Raw genomic sequence first — 23603 nt, forward strand, 5'->3', positions numbered from 1 at the left:
CTTTCTACTGCTGTTCCTGCTCGGGAACATCCGGCACGTCCGGAAGCACGGGCCCGCTCCGCGCGGGCGGGTCGATCCGGGCCGCCGGATCGATCAGCGCCTGATAGGGCCCCACCGCGCGAGTACCCAGCCTGCGCAGCGCGGCCCACATCGTCACCTGGTTGGCCGAGAGCACCGGGATGCGCAGTTCTGCCTCCAGTTGCGGGATCACGTCGTAGGTCGGGAGGTTGGTGCAGCTGATGAACAGCGCGTCGGCCGCGCCGCGCACCGCCGTGCGCGCCATGTCGGCCACATCGCGGTACGGCACCTTCCAGATGTGCCGGGTGAGCCCCATGAACGCGCATCCGGTGACCGCGACCCCCGCCTCGGCCACGTAGTCCTCCAGCGCCCGCGTCACCGACACCGTGTACGGCGTCACCAGCGCCACCCGCCGTACGCCGAGGTCGGTGAGCGCCTCCAGCAGCGCGCCCGAGGTGGTGACGGCCGGCATCGCGCCCGCCCGGGTCATCGCCTCGCACATCGCCCGCTCGCCCGCGATGCCGCCGACGAAACTGCCGGAGGTGCAGGCGTAGGCGACGACCTCGGGCGAGATCGCGGTCAGGGTGCGGACGCCGTCGCCGAGCGTCTCGTGCTCGCTGACCAGCCGGGCCAGATCCAGGCTGACCTCGACCGGGACGAACGGCGTCCGGGTCAGATGCAGCGAGACCTCGTCCGGCACCCAGCGCCACAGCTCCCGGTCCAGCGCGAAGTCGAACGGGGCGACGACTCCGACACCGCGCTGCGGGTGGGGGCCGCCTAGGAAGGAGATGTCCATGGCCATGGCAGGCACCGCCCCTCACTACGAGATACGGGTGAGCAACGGACCGTATGAACGCCCGTGTTGACGAAGGTAGGTTCGGGTGCGAGCGTGGTCAAACCTCGCATGTCAGACGGCCGTCCCTTCCAGTAGAACTCCGTGGAACGGCCCCCGCACACCCCCGAGAAACGGCCTTCGCACACCCTGGAGAAGCGACCCCGAATGACCTCGTCCGGTTCCTCGCCCACGCTCCTCGTCCTCGACGCCGAACCCCTCCCCCGCCTCGGCCGCCTCACGGGCCGCGCCCGCGTCGAACACGCGGACCCGTCGACGCTCGCCGAGCGGCTGCCGCACGCCGACGTGCTCCTGGTCTGGGACTTCACCTCGCACGCCGTACGCCACGCGTGGCCGGGTGAGGGTCCGCGCCCGCGCTGGGTGCACACGGCGAGCGCGGGCGTGGACCATCTGATGTGCCCGGAGCTCACCGCGTCCGACACCGTGGTCACCAACGCGCGCGGGGTCTTCGACCAGCCCATCGCCGAGTACGTCGCCGCGCTGGTGCTGGCGATGGCGAAGGACCTGCCGAGGACCCTGGACCTCCAGCGCTCCCGCCAGTGGCGGCACCGCGAGGGGCAGCGGGTGGCCGGCACCCGCGCGTGCGTGGTCGGGTCCGGCCCCATCGGCCGTACGATCGCCCGCACGCTCAAGGCCCTCGACGTCACCACCGCGCTGGTCGGCCGGGTCCCGCGCACCGGCATCCACGGCCCCGACGACCTCGACCGGCTGATGGCCCGCGCCGACTGGGTGATCGCGGCCGCGCCGCTCACCGAGCACACGCACGGCATGTTCGACCTCCGCCGGTTCGGCGTCATGCAGCCCTCCGCCCGGTTCATCAACATCGGCCGCGGGCAGCTGGTGGTGGAGGAGGCGCTGGCCGAGGCGCTCACCAAGCGGTGGATCGCGGGGGCGGCGCTCGACGTCTTCGAGCACGAACCCCTCACCCCCGAAAGCCCGTTGTGGGAGCTGCCGGGCCTGATCGTCTCCCCGCACATGAGCGGGGACACCATCGGCTGGCGCGATGAACTCGGGCTTCAGTTCGTGGAGTTGTACGAGCGGTGGGAGGCGGGCAGACCGCTGCTGAACGTGGTCGACAAGCAGCGTGGGTACGTACCCGGACGCTGACGTCTACGGCTGGAGGGCGACGCATGACGGATCTCACCGAACTGACCGCCGTACAACTCCTCGACGGATACCGCAAAGGAGAGTTCAGCCCCGTCGACGCCACCCGAGCGACCCTTGAGCGGGCCGAGCGGATCCAGCCAGAGGTCAACGCCTTCGTACGGCTCACCGCCGACGCGGCCCTCGCGCAGGCCGCCGACTCGGCAGACCGCTGGCGGCGCGGCGAACCGGCCGGTCTGCTCGACGGTGTTCCGGTCACCGTGAAGGACATCCTGCTGATGCGCGGGGCGCCGACGCTGCGGGGCTCGAGGGCCGTCTCCGAGAAGGGCGACTGGGACGAGGACGCCCCCTCCGTGGCCAGGCTGCGCGCCCACGGCGCCGTCTTCCTCGGCAAGACCACGACCCCCGAGTACGGCTGGAAGGGCGTCACCGACTCGCCCCTGTCCGGCATCACCCGCAACCCTCTCGACCCGACCCGCACGGCGGGCGGCTCCAGCGGCGGCGCGGCGGCGGCCGTGGCGCTCGGCGCGGGACCGCTCGCCCTCGGCACCGACGGCGGCGGCAGTGTCCGCATCCCGGCGGCCTTCTGCGGCATCTTCGCCCTGAAACCGACGTACGGCCGGGTCCCCCTCTACCCCGCCAGCGCCTTCGGCACCCTGGCCCACGTCGGCCCGATGACCCGCGACGCGGCCGACGCGGCCCTGCTCCTCGACGTCATCGGCGCCCCCGACTCCCGTGACTGGTCGGCGCTGCCGCAGGCACCGGGCTCGTTCGTGACCGCCATGGCGGGCGGCGTGCGCGGCCTGCGGGTCGCCTACTCGCCCTCGTTCGGCGGCCAGGTGGCGGTGCGCCCGGCGGTCGCGTCGGCGGTACGGCGGGCGGTGGAGCGGCTGGCGGGGCTGGGGGCGTACGTCGAGGAGACCGACCCCGACTTCACCGACCCGGTGGACGCCTTCCACACCCTGTGGTTCACCGGGGCGGCCCGGGTGACCCAGCATCTCGGGCCGCACCAGCGGGAGTTGCTCGACCCGGGCCTCAGGGAGATCTGCGCCACCGGTGCCCGTCGCTCCGCGCTGGAGTATCTGGCCGCGGTGGACGTCCGTATGGCACTGGGCCGCAGGATGGGCCGCTTCCACGACACCTACGACCTCCTTCTCACCCCGACCCTCCCGATCACGGCCTTCGAGGCGGGCGCCGAGGTGCCGAAGGGCTCGGGGCATCGCAGGTGGACCGGCTGGACCCCGTTCACCTACCCCTTCAACCTGACCCAGCAGCCGGCGGCCACCGTCCCCGTCGGCACGGACGGGGACGGCCTGCCGATCGGCCTGCAGATCGTGGCCGCCCGGCATCGGGACGATCTGGTGCTGCGGGCGGCACACGCCCTGTACGAGGACGGGGTCACGGCCTTGGGGGCCTGACGGTCGTGCCGGTGCCGATCACCTCGACGGGTGTGTCCCGCAGCCGTTCGACGTGGGACAGGAGGTCCTCGTTCAGACGCGCTCTGGAGTGGTAGAGGTCCTCCTTCCAACTCAGCGCCGCGCGACCACCCAGATCCTCCTCCACGAGCGACGTCCGGCCGTCGGTGCCGACGGCCGGACGCCCGGTGTGGCGAGCACGCAGCAGCTCCGTCACCTGCTCGAAGGCGCCGAACTGGTGTGATCCGATCCAGAGTCCACCGCCCAGAAGCTCGTCGGAAGCCGCCCTCGCCTCGTCCCGCATGGCGTCGGACTGCGAAAGGAACCGCTCCACGTCCAGGGCGAGGCCGGCTTCCAGGTCGGTGAGGGCGCGGCGCAGAAAGTCGTGCCACGCCCGGATCGCCGTACGGGCCCGGGCCACCCGCTGCAACTGCACCTGGGTCGCCTCACGGTCGGCCCGCGCCCGCTCCTGCCGGGCGATCTGCCGCTGATGCGCCAGCGGTCCGAGGAACATGGCTAGGGCCGAGATCAACGCCCCGACGACACCACCGAGCAGCCCGGCGATCGTGTTCGACATGGCCGCAAGTCTGGCCGAGGAGAGGCGAGTTCTATCCGCCGATCCGCCGGAAACTCAGCGACTCGCCCAGCGCCCCCGACCGCCACAGGTCGTTGCAGCCCTCGGCCATCTCCGCGAGACCCTCCACGACCTGGCCCCAGACGATCCCGGGCACCCAGCCCACGTCGCCGTTCAGCAGCAGGTTGTTGCGCTCGTAGAACAGGGCCAGGTCGACCACGGTGGTGCCGGGGCGGACCTCACGGTCGTAGCCGTAGGACTTGGTGCCGAGTTCCGTGCCGGCGAAGGCGAAATAGCACAGATCGCCCGGAATGGGGGTAACTGTTGGGTTTTCCAGGGGCGGCTCCGTTTCCGCGAAGGGCGGGAAGAGGGCATAGATCTCATTGCGGGCGTATTTGGCGTGGTAGACGTCGCCGGACAGGGGCAGGGCATCCCAGACCGCCGCGCAGGTCCGCGGGGCGCGATCGTCCAGGAGCTTGGCCGTGCAGCGGATTCCGCGCTTGACCAGTGACACCTCGATGAACCGTTCAGTCATGCATTCCAGGGTGCATACATCGCATGGTCCCGGGTAGCCGCGCCGCCATGGCTCCACCTAATGGGAACGACAGAAACACACCTGGGACCACGCGCCGGTCGCTGCTCGCGGGGGTGGCGGCGCTCGGTGCGCTGGGGGCGGCCGGCTGCTCACGGGTGGCCACGGCATCGACCAAGGAAGGCGGCGAGCTGCTCGACCGGCTGAAGGCGGCGGGCGTCGTACGGCTGGGTATCGCGGGGGAGATCCCCTTCGGATACATCGACAGGAACGGCGAGCTGACCGGCGAGGCACCGGAGTTGGCCAAGGTCATCTTCAAGCGGCTGGGCATCGACCGGGTGCAGCCCGTGCCGACCGAGTTCGGCTCGCTGATTCCGGGCCTGAACTCACAGCAGTTCGACGTCGTCGCCGCCGGGATGTACGTCAATCCCGAGCGCTGTGAACAGGTCATCTTCTCCGACCCGGACTACCAGATGCTGGACTCCTTCATCGTGCGCAAGGGCAATCCCAAGGGCCTGCACGACTACAAGGACATCGTCGAGAAGAAGGCCAAGTTCGCCACCGGGACCGGCTACGCCGAGATCCAGTACGCCGTCGAGGCGGGGTACAAGGAGAGCGACATCCTCATCGTGCCGGACCAGGTCGCGGGGCTGAACGCGGTGGAGGCGGGACGTGTGGACGCCTTCGCCGGTACGGCGCTGACCACCCGTGAGGTGGTCAAGAAGTCCGCCAAGGCGGAGTCCACCAAGGCCTTCGCGCCCCTCGTCGAGGGCAAACCGCACGTCGACGGAGGCGCGTTCGCCTTCCGGCCGACGGAGACGAGCCTGCGGGACGCCTTCAACGTCGAGCTGCACAAGCTCAAGAAGAGCGGCGAGCTGTTCCGCGTCCTCAAGCCCTTCGGCTTCACGCAGGCGGAGATGACCGACCTCACCGCGAAGGAGCTCTGCGGCGGATGACCTCGGGACTCTGGGAACTCGTACTCAAAGGGATATGGATCACCGTCCAGTTGCTGGTCCTGAGCGGACTGGTGGCCACGGCGGTCGCCTTCGGGGTCGGCATGGCCCGCACCCACCGGCTGTGGATCGTCCGCTTCCTCGCGGGCGTCTACACCGAGGTGTTCCGCGGGACCTCCGCCCTGATCATGATCTTCTGGGTGTTCTTCGTGCTGCCGGTCGCGTTCGGCTGGCAGCTGGTGCCCCTCTGGGCGGGCACGCTCGCGCTCGGACTGACCTACGGCGCGTACGGCGCCGAGATCGTGCGCGGCGCTCTCAACTCCGTCGACCCGGCACAGCGTGAGGGCGGTATCGCGCTCAGCTTCACGCCGTGGCAGCGGATGCGGCTGATCCTGCTGCCGCAGGCGGTGCCGGAGATGATCCCCTCCTTCAACAACCTGCTGGTGGAGCTGCTCAAGGGCACCGCGCTGGTGTCCGTCATGGGCATGGGCGACCTGGCCTTCAGCGCCAATCTGGTGCGCCTCGCGCTCCAGGAGAGCGCGGAGATCTACACGTACATCCTGGTGATCTACTTCGTCATCGCCTTCCTGCTCACGCGAGGGATGCGCGGGCTGGAACGCAAACTCAAGGCCGGTGTCGGAAAGTCCGTCGGGCGCACGCCCGATCAGGAGCTGCACCGACCTGAGACGACCGGTGTGGGCGCGGGAGGTGCTCTCGGATGACCTGGGACTGGGGCGCTGTCGCCGACTTCATGCCGCGTTTCTGGGACGGGCTGCTGCTCACCTTGCAGATCCTGGCCCTCGGCTCGCTGATCTCGTTCGCGCTGGGTCTGGTGTGGGCGCTGCTGATGCGCACACCGAGCCGCTTCGTGCGCTGGCCGGTCGGGGCGGTGACGGAGTTCATCCGCAACACCCCGCTGCTGGTGCAGCTGTTCTTCCTCTTCTATGTGCTGCCCGAGTGGGGCATCACCGCCTCCGCGCTGACCACCGGCGTCTTCGCGATCGGGCTGCACTACTCGACGTACACGATGCAGGTCTACCGGGCCGGCATCGAAGCGGTGCCCGTCGGCCAATGGGAGGCCGCGACGGCGCTGAATCTGCCGGTGACCAGGACGTGGCGGGTGGTGATCCTGCCGCAGGCGATCCGCCGGGTGGTCCCCGCCCTCGGCAACTACGTCATCGCGATGCTCAAGGACACCCCGATCCTGATGACGATCACGGTCATGGAGATGCTCGGCGAGGCGCGGCTGTTCGCGCAGGAGAACTTCCAGTTCACCGAGCCCCTGACGGTCATCGGTGTGGCCTTCATCTTCATCGCCTACCCGGCCTCCCTTCTCGTACGAGCCCTGGAGCGACGCCTTGTCCGCTGACACCCCTCTGATGAAAGATCCCGACGCCAGCGCCAACCCGCCGGTGGACGGCGCCGAGCTGATCCGGTTCGACAACGTCACCAAGCGCTTCGGGTCCAACACGGTGCTGGACGGGCTCGACTTCTCCGTCGCGTCCGGCAAGCACGTCACGCTGATCGGCCCGTCCGGCTCCGGCAAGACGACGATCCTGCGGCTGCTGATGACCCTGACCAAGCCCGACGAGGGCACGATCACGGTCGCCGGGGAGCAGCTCCACCCGGCTCCCGAGAAGCAGATCCGCGAGGTCCGCAAGAAGATCGGGATGGTGTTCCAGCAGTTCAACCTGTTCCCGAACATGACCGTGCTGCGGAACATCACCGAGGCCCCGGTCACCGTCCTCGGCATGCCCAAGGACGAGGCCGAGGCGCGCGCCCGCGAGCTCCTCGACCTGGTGGGCCTCGCCGACAAGTGCGACGCCCGCCCGACCCAGCTCTCCGGAGGCCAGCAGCAGCGGGTGGCGATCGCGCGGGCGCTGGCCATGCGGCCGCAGGTGCTGCTGCTCGACGAGGTGACCTCGGCGCTGGACCCGGAGCTGGTCGCGGGCGTCCTCGACCTGCTGCGGGACATCGCCCGCACCACCGACATCACCATGCTCTGTGTGACCCACGAGATGAATTTCGCCCGGGACATCTCGGACCAGGTGCTGATGTTCGACTCCGGCCGGGTCATCGAATCCGGCACTCCGGAAAAAATCTTCAACGACCCCGAGAACGACCGCACCCGGGAGTTCCTCAGCGCTGTGCTGTGACTCCGTGAGGGGCTCATACCTTTGGCATATGCCAGAGTGCTAGCACCGCAGTTGAGGGCGTCGCAATCTCGTCAACAACCGCTCACTACAAGCCTCTTGCCCGTTATCGTGAAGGGGATCGACTGACTCGAACCCGGCCCGATGAGAAGCGACGTGCGACCGCAGGGGGAACCGTGGCGCTGCAGCACGAGTCGACAACGCCGTACCAATCGGTCCAGGACGCCTTGCGCGTCCTGGAAACCGTGGCGCGGCACAGCACCGGAGTCACGGATGCCGAGCTGTCCCGGCATACGGGCATCGGCCTGGGGCGGCTGACCGGCCTCCTGCGGATGCTGCGCCGCGAGGGGTACGTCGAGCAGGTCGTGGACGGGGCCTACGTCACGGGCGACGCCCTGGCCCGCCTCGGTTCCGCCCAGGGCCGGGAGCAGGCCCTGCGGGACAAGCTCCAGCACACCCTGGACCGGCTGCGGGACTCGGTCGGCGCCGCCGTCTACATCAGCCGGTACCTCGACGGCGAGGTCAAGATCGACCAGTTCGCGGCCGGCCCGGGTACCCCGGTGGTCAACGAGTGGGTCGACTTCCGCTTCTCCGCCCACGCCACCGCGATCGGCAAGAGCCTGCTGGGCCAGCTCGACCACAACGGCCGGCGCGACCATCTCTCGCGGCACAAGATGGCCCGCCTCACCTCGCGCACGATCACCAGCGACAAGGTGCTGCTCTCCCGTCTGGAGTCCCAGCCGCCGACGGTCCCCCACCTCGACCTCCAGGAATACGCGGTCGGCACGGTGTGCGCGGCCGTCCCGATCACGGCCGGCTCGTCGGTGGGCTGCCTGGCCCTGTCCCTCCCGGTCGAGCACGCCCACCGGCTGCGCCAGGCGGCGGACGCGCTGAACCGGAACGCGGCGCCGGTGCTGCTGTCGCTGGCGATCCAGTCCTGACCGGCCCTGGTCCACGGTGGTCTGAAGCACCCCCGCGGACCAGGTAGTATTTTCTTCGTCGCCGCCGCGAAAGGCACAAATCGCGGTCGGCGCGAGTCATGCGCCGCTAGCTCAGTTGGTTAGAGCAGCTGACTCTTAATCAGCGGGTCCGGGGTTCGAGTCCCTGGCGGCGCACAGACGAAGGGCCTCTCGTGGGAGCGAGAGGCCCTTCGACGTATACCCAAGACCCCCGCCGCTTCGAGGCAGGTCCTACGGGGGCGGCTGGGGGTCCGGGGGTCATCCCCCGGGAAATGCAGCATCAGCGGGTCCGGGGTTCGAGTCCCTGGCGGCGCACAGACGAAGGGCCTCTCGTGGGAGCGAGGGGCCCTTCGACGTATACCCAAGACCCCCGCCGCTTCGAGGCAGGTCCTGCAGGGGCGGCTGGGGGTCCGGGGGTCACCCCCCGGAGAATGCAGCATCAGCGGGTCCGGGGTTCGAGTCCCTGGCGGCGCACGGACGAAGGGCCTCTCGTGGGAGCGAGAGGCCCTTCGACGTATGTCATGGCCTCCGCCTCGGTGAGCCTTCGATACGTCCGCTCCCCCGGCGGCCGCCACCACACCGGGTCGCCGCACCGCACCCCCTCCCGCCTGAGCCCGGCTCGATGGATCTTGTTCGTGGCGGTCACCGGCATCCGCTCCACCACCCGCACGAACCGGGGCGCCATCTTCGTCCCCAGATCCGGCTGGGCGAGCAGGAACCCGCCGAAGCCCACCGGCTCGAACTCCCCCGCGATCGTCGCCATGACCTGGTCCCCGGTCACCGGATCCGGCACCGCGTACACGGCGACGGCAGCCGCACCCTCGTACCGGGCCAGGATGTTCTCGATCATCGCGGCCGACAGGTTCTCCCCGTCGACCCGCAGCCGGTCGTCGCCGCGCCCCGCGAAGTACAGATAGCCGTCGGCGTCCCGGCAGAACAGGTCCCCCGTCCAGTACCAGCCCTCCCGCCGCCGCTCGGCCTCCGCCTCGGTATTGCGCCAGTACCCCTCGAAGGGGTTCGGCCCCCGGTTGACCAGTTCCCCGATCGCCTTGTCCCCGTTGACCAGCCGCCCGCCCTTGTCGAAGACGGCCGGCGGACACTCCGCGCAGCTCTCCGGGTCGAGTACGACGAGCCCGGGCCCCGCCCGCCCCACGGCCCCCGGCGGCGTCCCCGGCGACCACTGCACGGCGGCCCCGCCCTCGGACGACCCGTACCCCTCCACCAGTCGCACCCCGAACCGCCGCTCGAAGGCGGCAGCGTCCACCGCGCCCGCCTCGGTGCCGAAGCCGAGCCGCAGTGCGTGGTCCCGGTCGTCGGGCTGCGGCTCGGTGGCGAGGATGTACTGGATCGCCCGGCCGACGTAGGTGAAGTACGTCACCCCGTACCGCCGTACATCCGCCAGGAACCCCGACGCCGAGAACCGCCGCCGCAGCGCCACTCCCGCTCCGGCCGCGAGGGCGGGGGCCCAGTCGGCGATGACCGCGTTGCCGTGGAACATCGGCATGCATATGTAGTGCACATCGTCGGGCCGCACCCCGAACTGCCCGGCAAGCGAGAGGCCGGCCGCGGCCAGCCGTCCCTGGGTGCAGATCGCGGCCTTGGGGGCGCCGGTCGAGCCGGAGGTGAAGTAGAGCAGGAGCCGGTCGTGCGGGGTGGCCCGGGAGGGGTCGGGGCGGGCGTCGGCGTACGGGGCGAGCAGGGCGTCGTACTCCGGCGTGCCGGTCAGCAGCAGGCGGAGTCCGGGCAGCTCCAGGCCGTCGAGCAGCGGTAGCCGGGCCGGCTCGGTGACCAGGACCCGGCACTCGGTGTGCAGGATGTCGCGGGCGAGCTCGGGTCCCCGCCGGGTGGGGTTGATCCCGGCGACGGCGGCTCCCGCGAGGGCGGCCGCGCCCAGCCACATCGGGTACTCCGGGGTGTTGTCGAGGAGCACCCCGATATGCGGCTCGGCGCCAGATGGCAGCAGGTCGCCCAACAGGGCGGCCCGGGCGGCGGCCCCGGCGGCCACCTCGTGCTGGGTGAGCACCACGTCCTCGAACCACAGCCCCGGCCGATGGTCACCCCACCGCGCCGCGACGAGCTCCGCGACCGTACGCCGTCCACTGGAGTCCATGAGGGCGCACGGTAGTTGACGGATCGTCAGATGTGGAGGGTCACGGGGTGATCGTGACGCCGTCGACGACGACGGTGTCGACGGTGCCACCAGGGTCCTCGTCGAAGCCCAGGCCGTAGCCGTCGAAGACCTGGCTGTACGTGACCATGAAGCCGACACAGAACACCACGACCACCCCGAGGAACGCGAGGACACCGAAAGCGGCCGCCGCCTGCCCGACGCGGCCCGGCGCATGGGCCGTGGCCACCACCTGCGCGCCCTCGGCGTAGTGGACGGTGACGAGATCACCCTCGACCCTGGTCCCGGGCCCGCCCTCCTCCTCGAACCGGACGACGCGACCGTCGCGCGCGGTGAACTCGTACACGTGGTGCAGGGTGGTGTGCACGGACGTGTCGCCGTGGCCTCCGCTCACGGTCGTGTACGACCGCAGACAGCGCGCCTGCGCCGTCAGTCCGCTGTTCCACGCACTGCGTATCTGCAGCGAGCGGCGCACCACCCGGTACGCCATGAAGAGCGCCCCGGCCATGATCAGGCCGGGTACGAAGTAGAAGAACACGTCCATGGTCCAGTCCCCCGAGGTCGGTGCGTCGACCCCGATCGGCCGACGTGGGAGGGATCTACCCACGCCGGCCTGGGTGCTGACTCAAGGGAACCTCAGAACGTGACGTCCGAGCACGCGTAGAACGCGTTGCCCGTGTCGGCGATCGTCCACACCGCGAGGATCACGTGGTGACCGCTGAGCCCGGACGGCAGCCTGCCGCTGTGCGAGAGCGTGGACGGCGGGCGCTGTCCGTTGTACGGCACCGTGAAGAACGGGGTGAGGTTGAGGTCGGAGCGGGACAGGTTGTGGTTCTGGTTCCAGCCCGGCTTGGTGACGTAGTACCGGAAGTCGGTCGTGGCGTGCATGGCCGTGAACTGCCAGCGGAAGGTGTAGTTCTGACCACCCGTCACTCCGGTGGTGGGCCAGGCACCGCCGGACGGCGTCTTCGGCGCGCTGAGCTGGCTGAACTGGCCGAGGCCACCGTTGCATATCTGGCCGTCGGCCGGGCCGGAGCCGGGGAAGCCCTTCGGGCCCTCGACGCTCTGCGGCTCCCACTGGATGGAGCCGCAGTTGGTCACGGTGCCGTTCTGGCAGAGCTTCTGCCGGCTGATGGGGAGATCGGTGTAGCCGTGGCTGCTCGCGCCGCCGCCGGAGAGCACGACGGCCCCGGCCGTGGTGAGTCCGAGCGCGGCGGCGTACCACTTGGTCCTTCTGCGCATGCTGCTGCTCCTGGGAACGTGGGGGAAGTTCGATGAGCTTGCAGGTCTAGACCAAGTCCCAGATTATTGCTGACTATTGGCTGTGTCCATATCAAAGACGTGTCCATACCAATCACGGACCCGTTTCACCGCGCCCCGCGCAGAACGCCACCGTCAAGTCCTTGACCAGCGCCTTGCGTTCGTAGTCGTCCAGCTCGACCAGACCCCGCATGGTCAGCCGGGTCACCGTGTCCTCCACCGAGTCGACGACCGAGGTGACCATGGCGGCCCGGTCCTGGGCGTCCAGCGCGGCGATCCGGCGGCGGTGCATGGCCGCGGCGACCTCGGGCGCGTACTCCACCCGCACCGGCCGCACTGAGAACACCTCCAGCCCGACCACGCCCGCGTCCCGCACCACCCACCGGGTCAACGTGTCCGCGGCCACCTCGACCGAACCCCGCGAGACACCCGGCATCTCCACCGGCACCCGGGCCAGCGCCGCCTCGACGCACTCGCGCAGATACGACTCGTGGTCCTCCACCCCGAGCGTGGCGCGCGCGGTGTCCTTCACCCGCCACACCACCAGGACGACGACCCGCAGCGCGACCCCGTTGCCGTCCGCCGCCGGCATCGGCTCGCTGCGCCAGTGCCGCAGCCGTACGTCGACCCGGCGGCGCAGCAGCAGCGGGTTGACCCACATCAGCCCGGTGCGCCGGACCGTCCCCCGGTAGCGGCCGAACAGCCCGAGCACCCAGGCCCGCCCGGTCTGCCCTCGCGTCAGTCCGCCGAGGCCGAGCAACCCGAGCGCCCCGGCCCCCGTGTATGCCGCCCACTGCGCGGGCCCCAGCCCGGTGCCCGCGGACACCGGCAGGCCGAGCGCCTGAGCCGCCAGCGACGGCAGCACCCCGGCCCACCACGAGGTGGCCAGGCATCCGGCCGCGGCGCAGACCCCGGCGAACACCCCGGCCGCCCCGGGCAGTACGCGCGCGGGCCGCTCCTCCAGCTCGGGGTCGACCTGTGGCTCGGGACGTGGCTTCGGTTGCACCGGACGGCGCAGCCGCGGCTGCTCCCCCGTGCCCTGCCGACGCGCCACGACCGTCGGCCGGAGCGGCACGGACACCGGCCCCGCCTCGTCGCGGAACAGCAGATGGACGGGGATCTCGGTGGTCGCCTCGTTCTGGATCAGCCGCCCGGGCCGGATGGGCCCCTCGGGCTCGGGCGTGTGAGAAGTGGTCGTGGTCATGCGTGCCTCCAGCCTCCGCGCCAGATGCGTCACAACGGTGGTTGCCGTGATGTCGGGTCAGGAGAAGAGCCGCCGCCAGGTCTCCGGACCCGGATAGCCGTCCGCCGCGCCGCCCCGCCAGCCCTGGGCACGCTGGAAGGCCTCCACGGCGCGCCGGTCCGCCTCGCTCCAGTGCGGTCCCGGCCCGATCTTGTAGTGCTTGCCGAATCCCTTCTTCACCAGCTGGCTGCCGAGCCTGGTGACGTAGTCGTTGTCGACGCCCGGCCGGAACATCGCCCGGCCGGGATAGCCGGCCACTCCGTGCGAGGCGGGCGGCGCGGGCGGGCTCGGGCCGGACGTGCGGGCCGGTACGTCCTTGCCCCGGCCCGAAACCAGCAGCGCCCACGTCTCCGGTCCCGGCAGCCCGTCGGCGTCCTGACCCCGCCAGCCCTGCGCCAGCTGGAAGGCCTGCGTGGCCCTGCGGTCGGCACCCGACCAGCGCGGACCCGGGCCGGAGGTGTAGTACCGGCCGGCCCCGCGCTCGACGAGCAGCCGGCCCAGCCGGGTGACATGCGCGTTGTTGGCCCCGGGGCCGAACTGCGCCCGCCCCGGGTAGGCCGCCGGACCCTGCTGCCCCTCCGGCTTCTCACCGCCCGACTGTCCGGGGTCCGTCTTCCCGCCGTCCGACTCACCGGTGTCCGGTTTCGTCCCTGTCGAACTGCCCGCGAGCCCCTTGTAGCGGTAGGCGACATAGCGGTCGGAGTGGTTCCAGTAGGCGTACGGGGTGGTCTGTCGGCGGGCGTGCGGGGGTGCCTCCTCGTAGGCGATGTAGTAGGTGTGCGTGTAGTCCGTCCAGCCGCCGAAAATGACGACGTGCGAGCCTTTCTGGGGGTTCGCCGGATTGTGGAACAGCAGCATGTCGCCCGGCTGCAGATCCGCCTTGGGAATGCGTACGCCGTACTGGCCGAGGCTGCCCGTCCATTCGTTTCCGGGCAGGCTCCAGGCCATCGAGACGAAGCCCGAGCAGTCCTGCCGGTATCCGTCCGACCAGTACTTGGACATGCTGTACGGCACCTTCGCGGAGACCCATTTCTTGGCCCGTTTGATGATCTCCGCACGGGTCGTCGGGGGCGTCTTGATCGGGCCGGAGGGATTGGCCGGCTGACCGCCCGGACCATGCAGCGGCGCCTTGCCGCCCTGAGGGGTATAGGGCTCGTCACCTGCGGGAACGGCCTGCTGGTCGGATGGGTCGGGGGCGGCGACGGCCGGGGCCGTGTGGCCGACGACGACGGTGGTGGAGGCGGCTGCGGCGAGCAGCAGCGCCCGGTGGGCGGCCGGGTGGCGGCCGGCCCGGGAATGCGGCAGGACGCGTTGCCAGTGAACGCATCCGGGGCAGTCGCAGTCACTCGCCGGATCGAATTCCTCGAATGCCGGAGTCCGAGCCTCCATGCGATTCCCCTCACACTCCAGTTGGAAATGTCCGCGGCTGTACACGCCGTCAGTTTCTCAACTGTCTTCCGGACCCGCATGTTGACGGTCCGAATGGTTTACAAAGCCCCCGCGACCCCTGCGCCACCCCCGGGCGCGTGGTCCGGAGCACTTCCGGAGGTCATGTAGAGTCAACGACGTCAGTAGGCGCCGCTAGCTCAGTTGGTTAGAGCAGCTGACTCTTAATCAGCGGGTCCGGGGTTCGAGTCCCTGGCGGCGCACGTTGACGATGGCGAGCCATGATCGCAAACAGCGCGATCCAGCTCGCCATCGTCGTTTCTGCGCGGCTGCGCCGCGCGCCGTGGGGGCTTCGCCACCCACACCCCCTTCACGCCGGAAGCCCCTCGTGCACGCGAGGGGCTGTTCGCGTGTTTGGCCGGATACCCTCTGGCCATGGCAGCGCGTGACCTGCAGGAACGGATCAAGAAGCTCATCATCGACCGTCGGCTGGCCTCCGGGGCCTCGCTGCCGACGGAGCCCGAGCTGATGGCTCATCTGGGTGCCAGCCGCAATTCCGTGCGCGAGGCGCTCAAAGGCTTGCAGGCGATGGGCATCGTGGAGATCCGGCACGGCTTCGGGACCTACGTCGGCACGATGTCGCTCGCACCCATGGTCGAGGGCCTCGCCTTCCGCACGGTCGCCGGGCACTACCGGGGCGAGGACACCCTGCTCCAGCTGGTGCAACTGCGGGAGGCCGTGGAGACGGGGCTGGTGTCGAAGCTCGCGGGGCGGCTGCCGGACGCCGACCTCGTTGAACTGGACGCGCTCGTCGGCCGTATGGAAGAGCAGGCGGCGCATGGCGGCGACGGCATCGCCGAGACCGACCGGGCGTTTCACGCCACCCTCTACCGAGGGCTGGACAACGCACTGCTGGGCGAGGTCATGGAGGCGTTCTGGGACGCCTTCCACCGCGTCCACACCGATCTCGGGGGCGCCCCGCAGGACCCCCTGGTCACCTGCCGCCAGCACCGGGAGATCGTGGACGCGGTGCGCTCGGGCGATGCGATACGTGCGGAGGAGGCCATAAGGGAGCACTTCGGCAACATCCGCGCCCGCGTGTCCACAACGGGTACACAACACCCCCACAGCTGCCACAATGAGCGCGTATGACCGGTAAACACCTCGTTTCGCATCTTGCGATCATGTGGAACGCCGTAGAACCCTGGGGATGGGTTTACCAAGATGCTGCGGATACGCGGCAGTTGGGGGGCAAGGAGCCGGTTGCCGGTTTTTGCGGGGAGTAGGGGGTCCCGTTCATGACCGCATGCCGAGGGGGGCATGATGCAACCGGAAGGTCGCGTTTCCATGTCTAAGGTGTGGAAGATGTGGTGACTGCGGCCCACCACTGATACGCCTGTGAAGGTCGAGGGGGATCGACACAGTCGTTAAGGAACCGACAGACACGCGGTTGACCTGCGTGTGGGGGGATGACTCATGACGTCGACGCCGACGGGCGCCCGGCAGAACTTCGACCCGTCTCAGACCACTCAGCTAAGGGTGCCTTCGCAAACTCGGACCGGAGCGTTCCGCCGGATCAAGAAGACGCTGCCGAAGTACGACTACGAGCACTACAGCCGGCTGGCCGGTCCCCTCACGCAGCCCGACCCGAACAAGCCGTACCGGGTCCAGTACCGCTCGCTGATCTCGCAGGAGCCGCACCAGATCAGGGTCGCCCTGATGCTGGCCGCGGCACCGGTGCTCTCCCTGGTCCTGCTGTTCTGGCTGCTGCAGCCCGAGCACTGGACCGAACGGGACTACCCCGCCTTCGACTTCCTGCCGGCGCTCGACATCGTGATGCTCGTCTCGATCGGCCTGATCGAGTTCTTCCGCTGCATGAACGTGCTGTCCAACGCGCACGCCACCCTGGTCGCCCGCGACCCGATCCCGGTGGTGCCGGAGACCGGCACGAGAGTGGCCTTCCTCACCTCCTTCGTGCCCGGCAAGGAGCCGCTGGAGATGGTGACCAAGACCCTGGAGGCGGCCGTCAAGCTGCGCCACCGGGGCCTTATGCACGTCTGGCTGCTCGACGAGGGCGACGACCCGGCGGTGAAGGAGGTCTGCGCCCGGCTCGGCGTGCACCACTTCACCCGTAAGGGCGTCGCCAAGTGGAACCAGGCCAAGGGCCCGCACCGCGCCAAGACCAAGCACGGCAACTACAACGCCTGGCTCGACGCGCACGGCGACGACTACGACTTCTTCGCCTCCGTCGACACCGACCACGTGCCGCTGCCGAACTACCTGGAACGGATGCTCGGCTTCTTCCGTGACCCGAACATCGGCTTCGTCATCGGCCCGCAGGTCTACGGCAACTACGACAACTTCGTCACCAAGGCCGCGGAGTCCCAGCAGTTCCTCTTCCACGCGCTGATCCAACGGGCGGGCAACAAGTACGGCTCCCCGATGTTCGTGGGTACGTCGAACGCCGTACGCATCAAGGCGCTCAAGCAGATCGGCGGCCTGTACGACTCGATCACCGAGGACATGGCGACCGGCTTCGAGATCCACCGCCACAAGAACCCGGCGACGGGCAAGAAGTGGCGCTCGGTCTACACGCCGGACGTGCTCGCCGTCGGTGAGGGCCCGAGCGCCTGGACGGACTTCTTCACCCAGCAGATGCGCTGGTCGCGAGGGACGTACGAGACGATCCTCAAGCAGTACTGGAAGGGCTGGTACTCGCTCCCGCCGAGCAAGCTCTTCAACTACACGATGATGATCATCTTCTACCCGATGTCGGCCCTCAACTGGATCCTGGCGGCGCTGAGCTGTGCGCTGTTCCTGGGCCTGGGAGCCTCGGGTGTCAACATCGACCCGACGATCTGGCTGATGCTCTACGGCAACGCCTCCGCGCTCCAGATCGGCCTGTACGTCTGGAACCGCCGCCACAACGTCTCGCCGCACGAGCCCGAGGGCTCCGGCGGCGTGGCGGGAATGGTGATGTCCGCGCTGTCGGCGCCGCTGTACGCGAAGGCCCTGTTCGACTCGGCACTGCGCAAGAAGAGCAAGTTCGTCGTTACTCCCAAGGGCGATTCCGCGAGCCCCGACCGGTGGTTCGGAACCTTCCGCTACCACTGGTATTTCATCGGGATTTTCGGCGCTTCGATCGCCGCCGGGTTCGTCTACGGGCACTCGCACCCCGCGATGATCATCTGGGCGACGTTTGCCATGCTGATCACGGCGACGCCCATCTTCGCCTGGCGCTACATGTTGCGACAGGAGAAGAAGAAGCCCGCCGCGACCGTGCCGGCCCAGACCGGACCGCAGGACGCGGTGGCGACGGGCGGCGCGACCGCGGTGCCGTACCAGCCGCAGCCGCTGCCCGCGCACGCCACACCGCCGCACGCTCCCCACGGCCAGCAGAAGCCGAGCTGGGCCGCGTCGGGCAGTGGCGGCAATGACCAGACGATGCAGATCGCCCTTGGTGGACTTGGGGGACGTAAGGAATGAACGACCGTGCAGGCCGCCGCCGCGCCCGTCGACTCGCGATAGGTACGGCGGTGGTACTCGCGCTGGCCGGAATGAACGGGCCGTGGCTGTACCGCGTCGGCACCGAGAAATACCACCAGTACCAGATCAACAGACCCGAGTACAAAGCCGAGAACGGCAAGTGGGAGACCGTCGAATTCCCCGAGGAGTACCGCCTCAACACGATTCACGCGGCGCTCCTGCACACCGGCAAGGTGCTGCTGATCGCGGGCTCGGGCAACAACCAGGACAACTTCGACGCGAAGAAGTACGACACCCGGATCTGGGACCCGGTCAAGGGCACGATCAAGCAGGTGCCGACGCCGAACGACCTGTTCTGCACCGGCCACACCCAGCTGTCCAACGGCAACCTGCTGATCGCGGGCGGCACGAAGCGGTACGAGAAGCTCAAGGGTGACGTCACCAAGGCCGGCGGCCTGATGATCGTCCACAACGAGAACCCGGACCAGCCGATCACGCTGCCCGCGGGCACCAAGTTCACCGGCAAGGAGAACGGCAAGACGTTCGTCTCCAAGGACCCGGTGCTGGTGCCGCGCGCGAAGAAGGTCTTCGACAAGGCGACCGGCGAGTTCCTGCGCAACGACCCCGGCCTCGGCCGGATCTATGTCGAGGCGCAGAAGAAGGGCGCCAAGTACGAGACCGGCACCCAGGACAACTACCGCATCCAGGGCCTGTCCGGCGCCGACGCGCGCAACACGTACGGCATCGCGCAGAAGCTCGCCCTCGACAAGAAGGACTTCCAGGGGATCCGGGACGCCTATGAGTTCGACCCGGTCGCCGAGAAGTACATCAAGGTCGACCCGATGCACGAGGCCCGCTGGTACCCGACGCTCACCACCCTGGGCAACGGCAAGATCCTCAGCGTCTCCGGCCTCGACGACATCGGCCAGCTGGTGCCGGGCAAGAACGAGGTGTACGACCCGAAGACCAAGAAGTGGACGTACCTGTCGAAGTTGCGGCAGTTCCCGACGTACCCGGCGCTGTTCCCGCTGGAGAACGGGAAGATCTTCTACTCGGGTTCGAACGCGGGCTACGGCCCCGACAACGTGGGCCGCGAGCCGGGTATCTGGGACGTGGACACCAACAAGTTCAGCAAGCTGCCCGGTCTGAGCGACAACAAGCTGATGGAGACCTCGGGCACGGTGCTGCTGCCGCCGGCGCAGGACGAGAAGTACATGGTGATCGGCGGCGGTGGCGTCGGCGAGTCCAAGGAGTCCAGCGAGAAGACCCGGATCATCGATCTGAAGGACGACAGCCCGGAGTTCGTGGACGGGCCGTCGCTGGAGAAGGGCACGCGCTATCCGCAGGCGTCGGTGCTGCCGGACGACAGCGTGCTGGTGTCGGGCGGTTCCGAGGACTACCGGGGCCGCGGCGACTCCAACATCCTCCAGGCGCACCTCTACCGGCCGGGCGCGAACGAGCTCGACCGGGTGGCCGACCCGCTGGTGGGGCGCAACTACCACTCGGGGTCGATCCTGCTGCCCGACGGGCGCGTGATGTTCTTCGGCTCGGACTCTCTCTACGCCGACAAGGCCAACACCAAGCCGGGCAAGTTCGAGCAGCGCATCGAGATCTACACGCCGCCGTATCTCTACCGGGACGCGCAGCCGTCGCTTTCGGGTGGTCCGCAGACCATCAAGCGGGGCGGGACGGGCACGTTCACCTCGCAGCACGCCTCGTCGATCGAGAACGTGCGGCTCATGCGGCCGAGTGCGTCGACGCATGTCACGGACGTGGACCAGCGGTCGGTGAAACTGGACTTCGAGAAGTCCGGGGACAAGATCACGGTGGATGTGCCGACGAACCGGAATCTGGTTCCGTCGGGGTGGTACATGCTGTTCGTCACGGACGATCAGGGGACGCCCAGCAAGGCGCAGTGGGTGAGGGTGCCGTAGATGCCGTAGCGCTCCCGCACCTTGTTCTCCGGGTGCGGGAGCGTTGTGACTGGTTGCGCGGTTCCCCGCGCCCCTAGGAGGTTGTGGCCCTCGCGAGTTTCAGGGCGTACTCCGCCCACCACTCGCCCGCCTTCGGGCCGCCCTTGCACTCGCCGTCCGACTCGCCGGGGCGCTTGACCCAGACGTACGCGTCGACCAGCGGGTCCGATGTCTTGGTCGTCGGGGACTCCCCGAGCGCCCGGCCCGGCGGGTTGCACCAGCGCTCGCCCGGATCGCCCTGGGCGTAGGGGCCGTTGCCGTTGCGGCTGGTGTCGATCACGAACGGCTTGTCGCCCACCTTGCCGGAGAGCTGTTTGCCGTACGCGACCGAGTCCTTGGTCGTGTAGAAGTTGGAGACGTTGACCGAGAAGCCGTCTGCCTGGTCGATGCCGGCCCACTTCAGGGGCTCGAAGATCTGGTCGGGATGACCCCAGCCGGCGTTGCCCGCGTCCACGTAGACCTTGGTGTTCTTCAGCGACTTCAGCTTGCCGATGGCACCCTTGAGGAGGTCGTAGCGCTCCTCGTGGAACTCGTCCGGGGTGCACCCGTCCACCAGGTGCAGCAGCGCGTCCGGCTCCAGGATCACCGTCGTGGCGCGGTCCTCGATGCCCTTGGCCACGCCGTCGATCCAGTCCCGGTAGGCGTTGCCGTCGGCGGCGCCGCCCTGGGAGTACTGGCCGCAGTCGCGGTGCGGGATGTTGTAGAGCACCAGCAGGGCCGTACGGCCGGCCTTGTCGGCGGCCTCGGTGTAGCCGCGTGCCTCCTGCTCCGGGTTCTCGGGGCCGATCCACTCGCCCGTCGGCTGCTGGGCTATCTTGCGGATCTCCTCGGCGTCCTCCTTCTTGCCGTCCTTCACGTAGTCGGCCACCTGCTGGGCCGCGTTCCCGTCCGGGTTCACCCAGAACGGGTCGGTGTCCTTGGGCTGTTGACTGATCCCGGCACCGGAGTTGTCGTCCGGCTCGTCTCCGTCCCCTGAGGAACAGCCCGCGATCAGCAGTGCCGCCCCCAGCAGCATCGCGGACGTCCGCGCGCGAGCGCCCCTCCAGGCCCCCCTTTTCAGGTACATCCAGCTCCCCCTCGGGTGCTTCGTTCCAAGGCTCAATCCTGACATACGTGTCGTGGGGCACACGAGGTCGCCGAGCCTTGTCGGAGACCTGTTACAGCCACTATGACGGCTTCGTTGGACGGCGTGCGGAGCACCCGCTCGGGGCGGCGACCACAGGGGAACAGGGGAAGGGGAGGGTGCCGTGATGCACCGGTCCACCCGGGAGATCCGGCTGGCACAGGCTCTGGTGGAGTCGGCGGACACTCTCGTCGACGAGTTCGAGGCCGCGCGCTACTTATCGCGGGTCGCCGACCACTGTGTGCGGTTACTGGTCGCGCAGGCGGCCGGGTTCATGCTGATCGACGAGGGCGGCACGGTGTCGCTGGCGGCGGGTGGCACACGGCACGAGACCGCGCTGGAGCTGCTGCGGGCCCAGCACGGCGACGGCCCCTGCCGGGACAGCTACGGCTCCGGCGGGCCGGTGCCGCCGGTCTCGATCCGGGCGGCAAGGGCGGCCGCCCGCTGGCCCGAGTTCACCGAGCGGGCGCTCGCGCACGGCATCGCCGCGACCTACGCGGTCCCGCTGCGCCACCGGGAGCGGCTGCTAGGAGCGCTCAACGTCTTCGGCCCCGCCCTGCCGGACGACTCCCGCTCCGAGGGCGATACGACGCTGCGGCTGGCCCAGCTCATCGCCGACAGCGCGGCCCTCGGCCTGGAGAACAACAGCCGGTACGCCCAGTGCCGCACCCGGGCCGCTCAGTTGCAGGGGGCGCTGTCCAGCAGGGTGCGTATCGAGCAGGCCAAGGGAATGCTCGCCGAGCGCTGGAACACCCCCGCGGACCACGCCTTCGTGGCACTGCGGCAGTACGCGCGCCGCCATCAACTGCCGCTGGACCGGGTCGCGCGGGCGGTCATCGACCGGGTCGCGGACGACGCGGAGCTGCGCCGGGAGGCGGGGCGGGCGGACGACGAGGGACGCCCCTAGCGGCCCGTTGCCCGTTCCACTAGGCCCCGGCCCTCTTCCGTTCTAGAGTTTTCCCCGGACGACCCCAGCCCCCGGTCGGACCGTCTCCACTGTGGTCACACAGCCTCCCGCGCCGGACGCCGGGTTACTCCCGCAACCCGTGCGCCCGCGGTAGAGGACCTGCCCGGTCGGCGGCTTCGGGGGGAGCGGGTCGTCGACCGGGCCAGGTGCGCCCTGGTCTCGGCCTACGGCCCGGTGCCGGTGCCGGTGAGATACGCCGAGACGATCAGGTTCGCCGGGTAGCCGCCGGTCGCCCGGTCGAAGGTGCCGGCGCAGGTGATCAGGCGCAGTTCGGCGCGGCCCGTGCGGTGGGCCCCGTAGGCCTGGTGGGCGTCGAAGCGGTCGCGGGGGACGACCCGGACGTCGTCCACGGTGAACTCGGCGACCCGGCCGTCGCCGCGGAGCACCCGCAGCGTCGCGCCCGGCCTGAGCGTGCCGAGACGGTGGAAGACGGCGGCCGTGCTCCTGGTGTCGACGTGGCCCGTCATCAGCGCCGCCCCGGGCGCTCCGGGCTTCACCCCGGCCGCGTACCAGCCGACGACGCCGGCCTGCGCGTAGGGCGGCGGATCGATCGCGCCGTGCGCGTCGAGCCCTCGGGCGGCCACCGGTGCCCGCAGGTCGAGCACCGGGATGTCGAGGCGCAGCGGCAGGGCGTCGCCCAACGGCCGTGCGGCGGGCGGCAGTCGCGGCGACGCCGGCCGTCCGACCGCCGCGATGTCACCGGAGACCTGCGCGGACCCGCCCGGCCGTACCTCGGTGACCTCTCGCCCCCACAGCCACAGCCCGAGCAGCAGCACGGTCCAGGCGACGCCCATGAGGAGGCGGCCGCCGTGGGCGGGGCGTTCGTGGTCAGCCATGGTCAGCGGTGCCGTCTGCTCCTGCGGGCGCTGCGCAGGGCCACGGCCGTGGCCGCGACGCCCGCCAGGATCAGGCCGGTCACGGTGTGCGCCGTGCCGGGGCCTGCCGCGCGGGCGTCCACCATGGCGAGCTGCGACGTGCCACCGCCGCCGGCCCGGACGGGGGCCACGGGAGAGGCGGGGGCGGAGGGCTCCGGCCCATGCCGTACGGACTGCTCCGCGCCCTTGCCCACGACGGTGACGGCGCCCGTGCGGGAGGTCTCCCCGCAGGCGACCTTCACGTCGTAGGTGCCCGCCCTGGCTGTGGACCGGACGCGGCTCTCGCCGGCGAGGGTGCCGTCGGCATCGACGGTGAGGCGGGCGTCGGCGACGAACGCCTCGGAGACGGCCGTGGCGGTCCGCTGCGGGCATCCGCCGACCCGCAGCGTGATGTCACCGCCGGGGCGCGGGGACGACGGGCCGATCACGACGCCCCCGTCCGCCGCGTGTGCCGTCGGGACGACGGCGACCGCGCCCAGAGCGGCGATCGCACAGAGAGTGACCCGCAGTGATCCCATCGTGAACCTCCAGTTACCTGGAGACTCCCCCCGAAGTACGGGCCCCGCATCCTCAGCGGGGCCCGTGCTGCTCCGTATGGGTC

Annotated in this window: 22 protein-coding genes and 2 tRNA genes; 13 read left to right on the plus strand and 11 right to left on the minus strand. The window is 69.8% G+C overall.

Going from position 1 to position 23603, the window contains the following annotated elements:
• Positions 1 to 4 precede the first annotated feature (4 nt).
• A complete protein-coding gene (locus ACFQ6S_RS38235; protein WP_383420264.1) occupies positions 5 to 814 on the minus strand; it encodes a decarboxylase in 810 nt (269 codons plus the stop codon).
• A 204-nt stretch (positions 815 to 1018) separates the two neighbouring features.
• On the opposite strand from ACFQ6S_RS38235, the gene ACFQ6S_RS38240 reads away from it, so the two are divergent.
• A complete protein-coding gene (locus tag ACFQ6S_RS38240; protein ID WP_383419920.1) occupies positions 1019 to 1978 on the plus strand; it encodes a D-2-hydroxyacid dehydrogenase in 960 nt (319 codons plus the stop codon).
• Between the two features lie 23 nt (positions 1979 to 2001).
• Complete coding sequence (locus ACFQ6S_RS38245; protein ID WP_383419922.1) at positions 2002 to 3393, plus strand: amidase; 1392 nt, start codon at positions 2002 to 2004, stop codon at positions 3391 to 3393.
• Here ACFQ6S_RS38245 and ACFQ6S_RS38250 read toward each other — a convergent pair.
• On the minus strand, positions 3374 to 3967 hold the full coding sequence (locus ACFQ6S_RS38250) for a hypothetical protein (protein ID WP_383419923.1): 594 nt from the start codon (positions 3965 to 3967) through the stop codon (positions 3374 to 3376). The two genes, ACFQ6S_RS38245 and ACFQ6S_RS38250, sit on opposite strands and share 20 nt — an antisense overlap.
• 31 nt (positions 3968 to 3998) lie before the next feature.
• Positions 3999 to 4499 carry a DUF3830 family protein gene (locus tag ACFQ6S_RS38255; RefSeq protein ID WP_383419924.1) on the minus strand — a complete coding sequence of 167 codons (501 nt, stop codon included), beginning with the start codon at positions 4497 to 4499 and terminating at the stop codon, positions 3999 to 4001.
• Positions 4500 to 4546: 47 nt separating this feature from the next.
• Here ACFQ6S_RS38255 and ehuB point away from each other — a divergent pair, with 47 nt between their 5' ends.
• From ehuB to ACFQ6S_RS38285, 6 genes are all read left to right on the plus strand, one after another.
• Positions 4547 to 5452 carry an ectoine/hydroxyectoine ABC transporter substrate-binding protein EhuB gene (gene ehuB, locus ACFQ6S_RS38260; RefSeq protein ID WP_383419926.1) on the plus strand — a complete coding sequence of 302 codons (906 nt, stop codon included), beginning with the start codon at positions 4547 to 4549 and terminating at the stop codon, positions 5450 to 5452.
• A complete protein-coding gene (ehuC, locus tag ACFQ6S_RS38265; protein ID WP_383419927.1) occupies positions 5449 to 6171 on the plus strand; it encodes an ectoine/hydroxyectoine ABC transporter permease subunit EhuC in 723 nt (240 codons plus the stop codon). Before ehuB ends, ehuC begins: the two co-directional genes overlap by 4 nt.
• Positions 6168 to 6818, plus strand: a complete 651-nt coding sequence (gene ehuD, locus ACFQ6S_RS38270; protein ID WP_383419929.1) for an ectoine/hydroxyectoine ABC transporter permease subunit EhuD — start codon at positions 6168 to 6170, stop codon at positions 6816 to 6818. The genes ehuC and ehuD overlap by 4 nt, the downstream gene beginning before the upstream one ends.
• A 10-nt stretch (positions 6819 to 6828) precedes the next feature.
• The gene (gene ehuA, locus ACFQ6S_RS38275; RefSeq protein ID WP_383419931.1) at positions 6829 to 7605 is read left to right on the plus strand and encodes an ectoine/hydroxyectoine ABC transporter ATP-binding protein EhuA; all 777 of its coding nucleotides are present in this window, start codon (positions 6829 to 6831) and stop codon (positions 7603 to 7605) included.
• Between the two features lie 173 nt (positions 7606 to 7778).
• A complete protein-coding gene (locus ACFQ6S_RS38280) occupies positions 7779 to 8543 on the plus strand; it encodes an IclR family transcriptional regulator (RefSeq protein ID WP_383419933.1) in 765 nt (254 codons plus the stop codon).
• A 100-nt stretch (positions 8544 to 8643) separates the two neighbouring features.
• Positions 8644 to 8717, plus strand: a tRNA-Lys gene (locus ACFQ6S_RS38285).
• A 283-nt stretch (positions 8718 to 9000) separates the two neighbouring features.
• Here ACFQ6S_RS38285 and ACFQ6S_RS38290 read toward each other — a convergent pair.
• The 5 genes from ACFQ6S_RS38290 to ACFQ6S_RS38310 all read right to left on the minus strand — a co-directional run bounded on the left by ACFQ6S_RS38290 (position 9001) and on the right by ACFQ6S_RS38310 (position 14581).
• Positions 9001 to 10671: an AMP-binding protein gene (locus ACFQ6S_RS38290; protein WP_383419935.1), complete on the minus strand. Its 1671-nt coding sequence runs from the start codon at positions 10669 to 10671 to the stop codon at positions 9001 to 9003.
• A gap of 40 nt (positions 10672 to 10711) precedes the next feature.
• Positions 10712 to 11233, minus strand: coding sequence for a hypothetical protein (locus ACFQ6S_RS38295; RefSeq protein ID WP_383420266.1), 522 nt, complete (start codon positions 11231 to 11233; stop codon positions 10712 to 10714).
• Positions 11234 to 11325: 92 nt separating this feature from the next.
• The gene (locus ACFQ6S_RS38300) at positions 11326 to 11931 is read right to left on the minus strand and encodes a lytic polysaccharide monooxygenase (protein WP_383419937.1); all 606 of its coding nucleotides are present in this window, start codon (positions 11929 to 11931) and stop codon (positions 11326 to 11328) included.
• 112 nt (positions 11932 to 12043) lie between these two features.
• Complete coding sequence (locus ACFQ6S_RS38305) at positions 12044 to 13153, minus strand: SPFH domain-containing protein (RefSeq protein WP_383419938.1); 1110 nt, start codon at positions 13151 to 13153, stop codon at positions 12044 to 12046.
• Positions 13154 to 13210: 57 nt separating this feature from the next.
• Positions 13211 to 14581 (minus strand): peptidoglycan-binding protein, encoded by a 1371-nt coding sequence (locus ACFQ6S_RS38310; RefSeq protein ID WP_383419940.1) that lies wholly within the window; start codon positions 14579 to 14581, stop codon positions 13211 to 13213.
• Between the two features lie 186 nt (positions 14582 to 14767).
• Between ACFQ6S_RS38310 and ACFQ6S_RS38315 the strand changes: the two genes are divergently transcribed.
• The 4 genes from ACFQ6S_RS38315 (at position 14768) to ACFQ6S_RS38330 (ending at position 19998) form a co-directional block, all read left to right on the plus strand.
• Positions 14768 to 14841 (plus strand) — tRNA-Lys (locus ACFQ6S_RS38315).
• Between the two features lie 172 nt (positions 14842 to 15013).
• Entirely contained in the window at positions 15014 to 15730 is a 717-nt protein-coding gene (locus tag ACFQ6S_RS38320; protein ID WP_383419942.1) for a FadR/GntR family transcriptional regulator, read from the plus strand.
• 324 nt (positions 15731 to 16054) lie between these two features.
• On the plus strand, positions 16055 to 18064 hold the full coding sequence (locus tag ACFQ6S_RS38325; RefSeq protein ID WP_383419944.1) for a glycosyltransferase family 2 protein: 2010 nt from the start codon (positions 16055 to 16057) through the stop codon (positions 18062 to 18064).
• Complete coding sequence (locus tag ACFQ6S_RS38330; RefSeq protein WP_383419946.1) at positions 18061 to 19998, plus strand: galactose oxidase-like domain-containing protein; 1938 nt, start codon at positions 18061 to 18063, stop codon at positions 19996 to 19998. The genes ACFQ6S_RS38325 and ACFQ6S_RS38330 overlap by 4 nt, the downstream gene beginning before the upstream one ends.
• A gap of 73 nt (positions 19999 to 20071) precedes the next feature.
• On the opposite strand, the gene ACFQ6S_RS38335 is transcribed toward ACFQ6S_RS38330, so the two are convergent.
• Positions 20072 to 21103 carry a glycoside hydrolase family 6 protein gene (locus ACFQ6S_RS38335; RefSeq protein ID WP_383419948.1) on the minus strand — a complete coding sequence of 344 codons (1032 nt, stop codon included), beginning with the start codon at positions 21101 to 21103 and terminating at the stop codon, positions 20072 to 20074.
• A 184-nt stretch (positions 21104 to 21287) separates the two neighbouring features.
• On the opposite strand from ACFQ6S_RS38335, the gene ACFQ6S_RS38340 reads away from it, so the two are divergent.
• Positions 21288 to 22067 (plus strand): GAF and ANTAR domain-containing protein, encoded by a 780-nt coding sequence (locus ACFQ6S_RS38340; protein ID WP_383419950.1) that lies wholly within the window; start codon positions 21288 to 21290, stop codon positions 22065 to 22067.
• 224 nt (positions 22068 to 22291) lie between these two features.
• Here ACFQ6S_RS38340 and ACFQ6S_RS38345 read toward each other — a convergent pair whose 3' ends face one another.
• Positions 22292 to 22963: a class F sortase gene (locus ACFQ6S_RS38345; protein WP_383419952.1), complete on the minus strand. Its 672-nt coding sequence runs from the start codon at positions 22961 to 22963 to the stop codon at positions 22292 to 22294.
• 2 nt (positions 22964 to 22965) lie between these two features.
• On the minus strand, positions 22966 to 23520 hold the full coding sequence (locus ACFQ6S_RS38350) for a hypothetical protein (protein WP_383419954.1): 555 nt from the start codon (positions 23518 to 23520) through the stop codon (positions 22966 to 22968).
• Positions 23521 to 23603: the final 83 nt, after the last annotated feature.

The sequence above is a fragment of the Streptomyces sp. NPDC056479 genome (assembly GCF_042795335.1).
Lineage (GTDB): Bacteria > Actinomycetota > Actinomycetes > Streptomycetales > Streptomycetaceae > Streptomyces.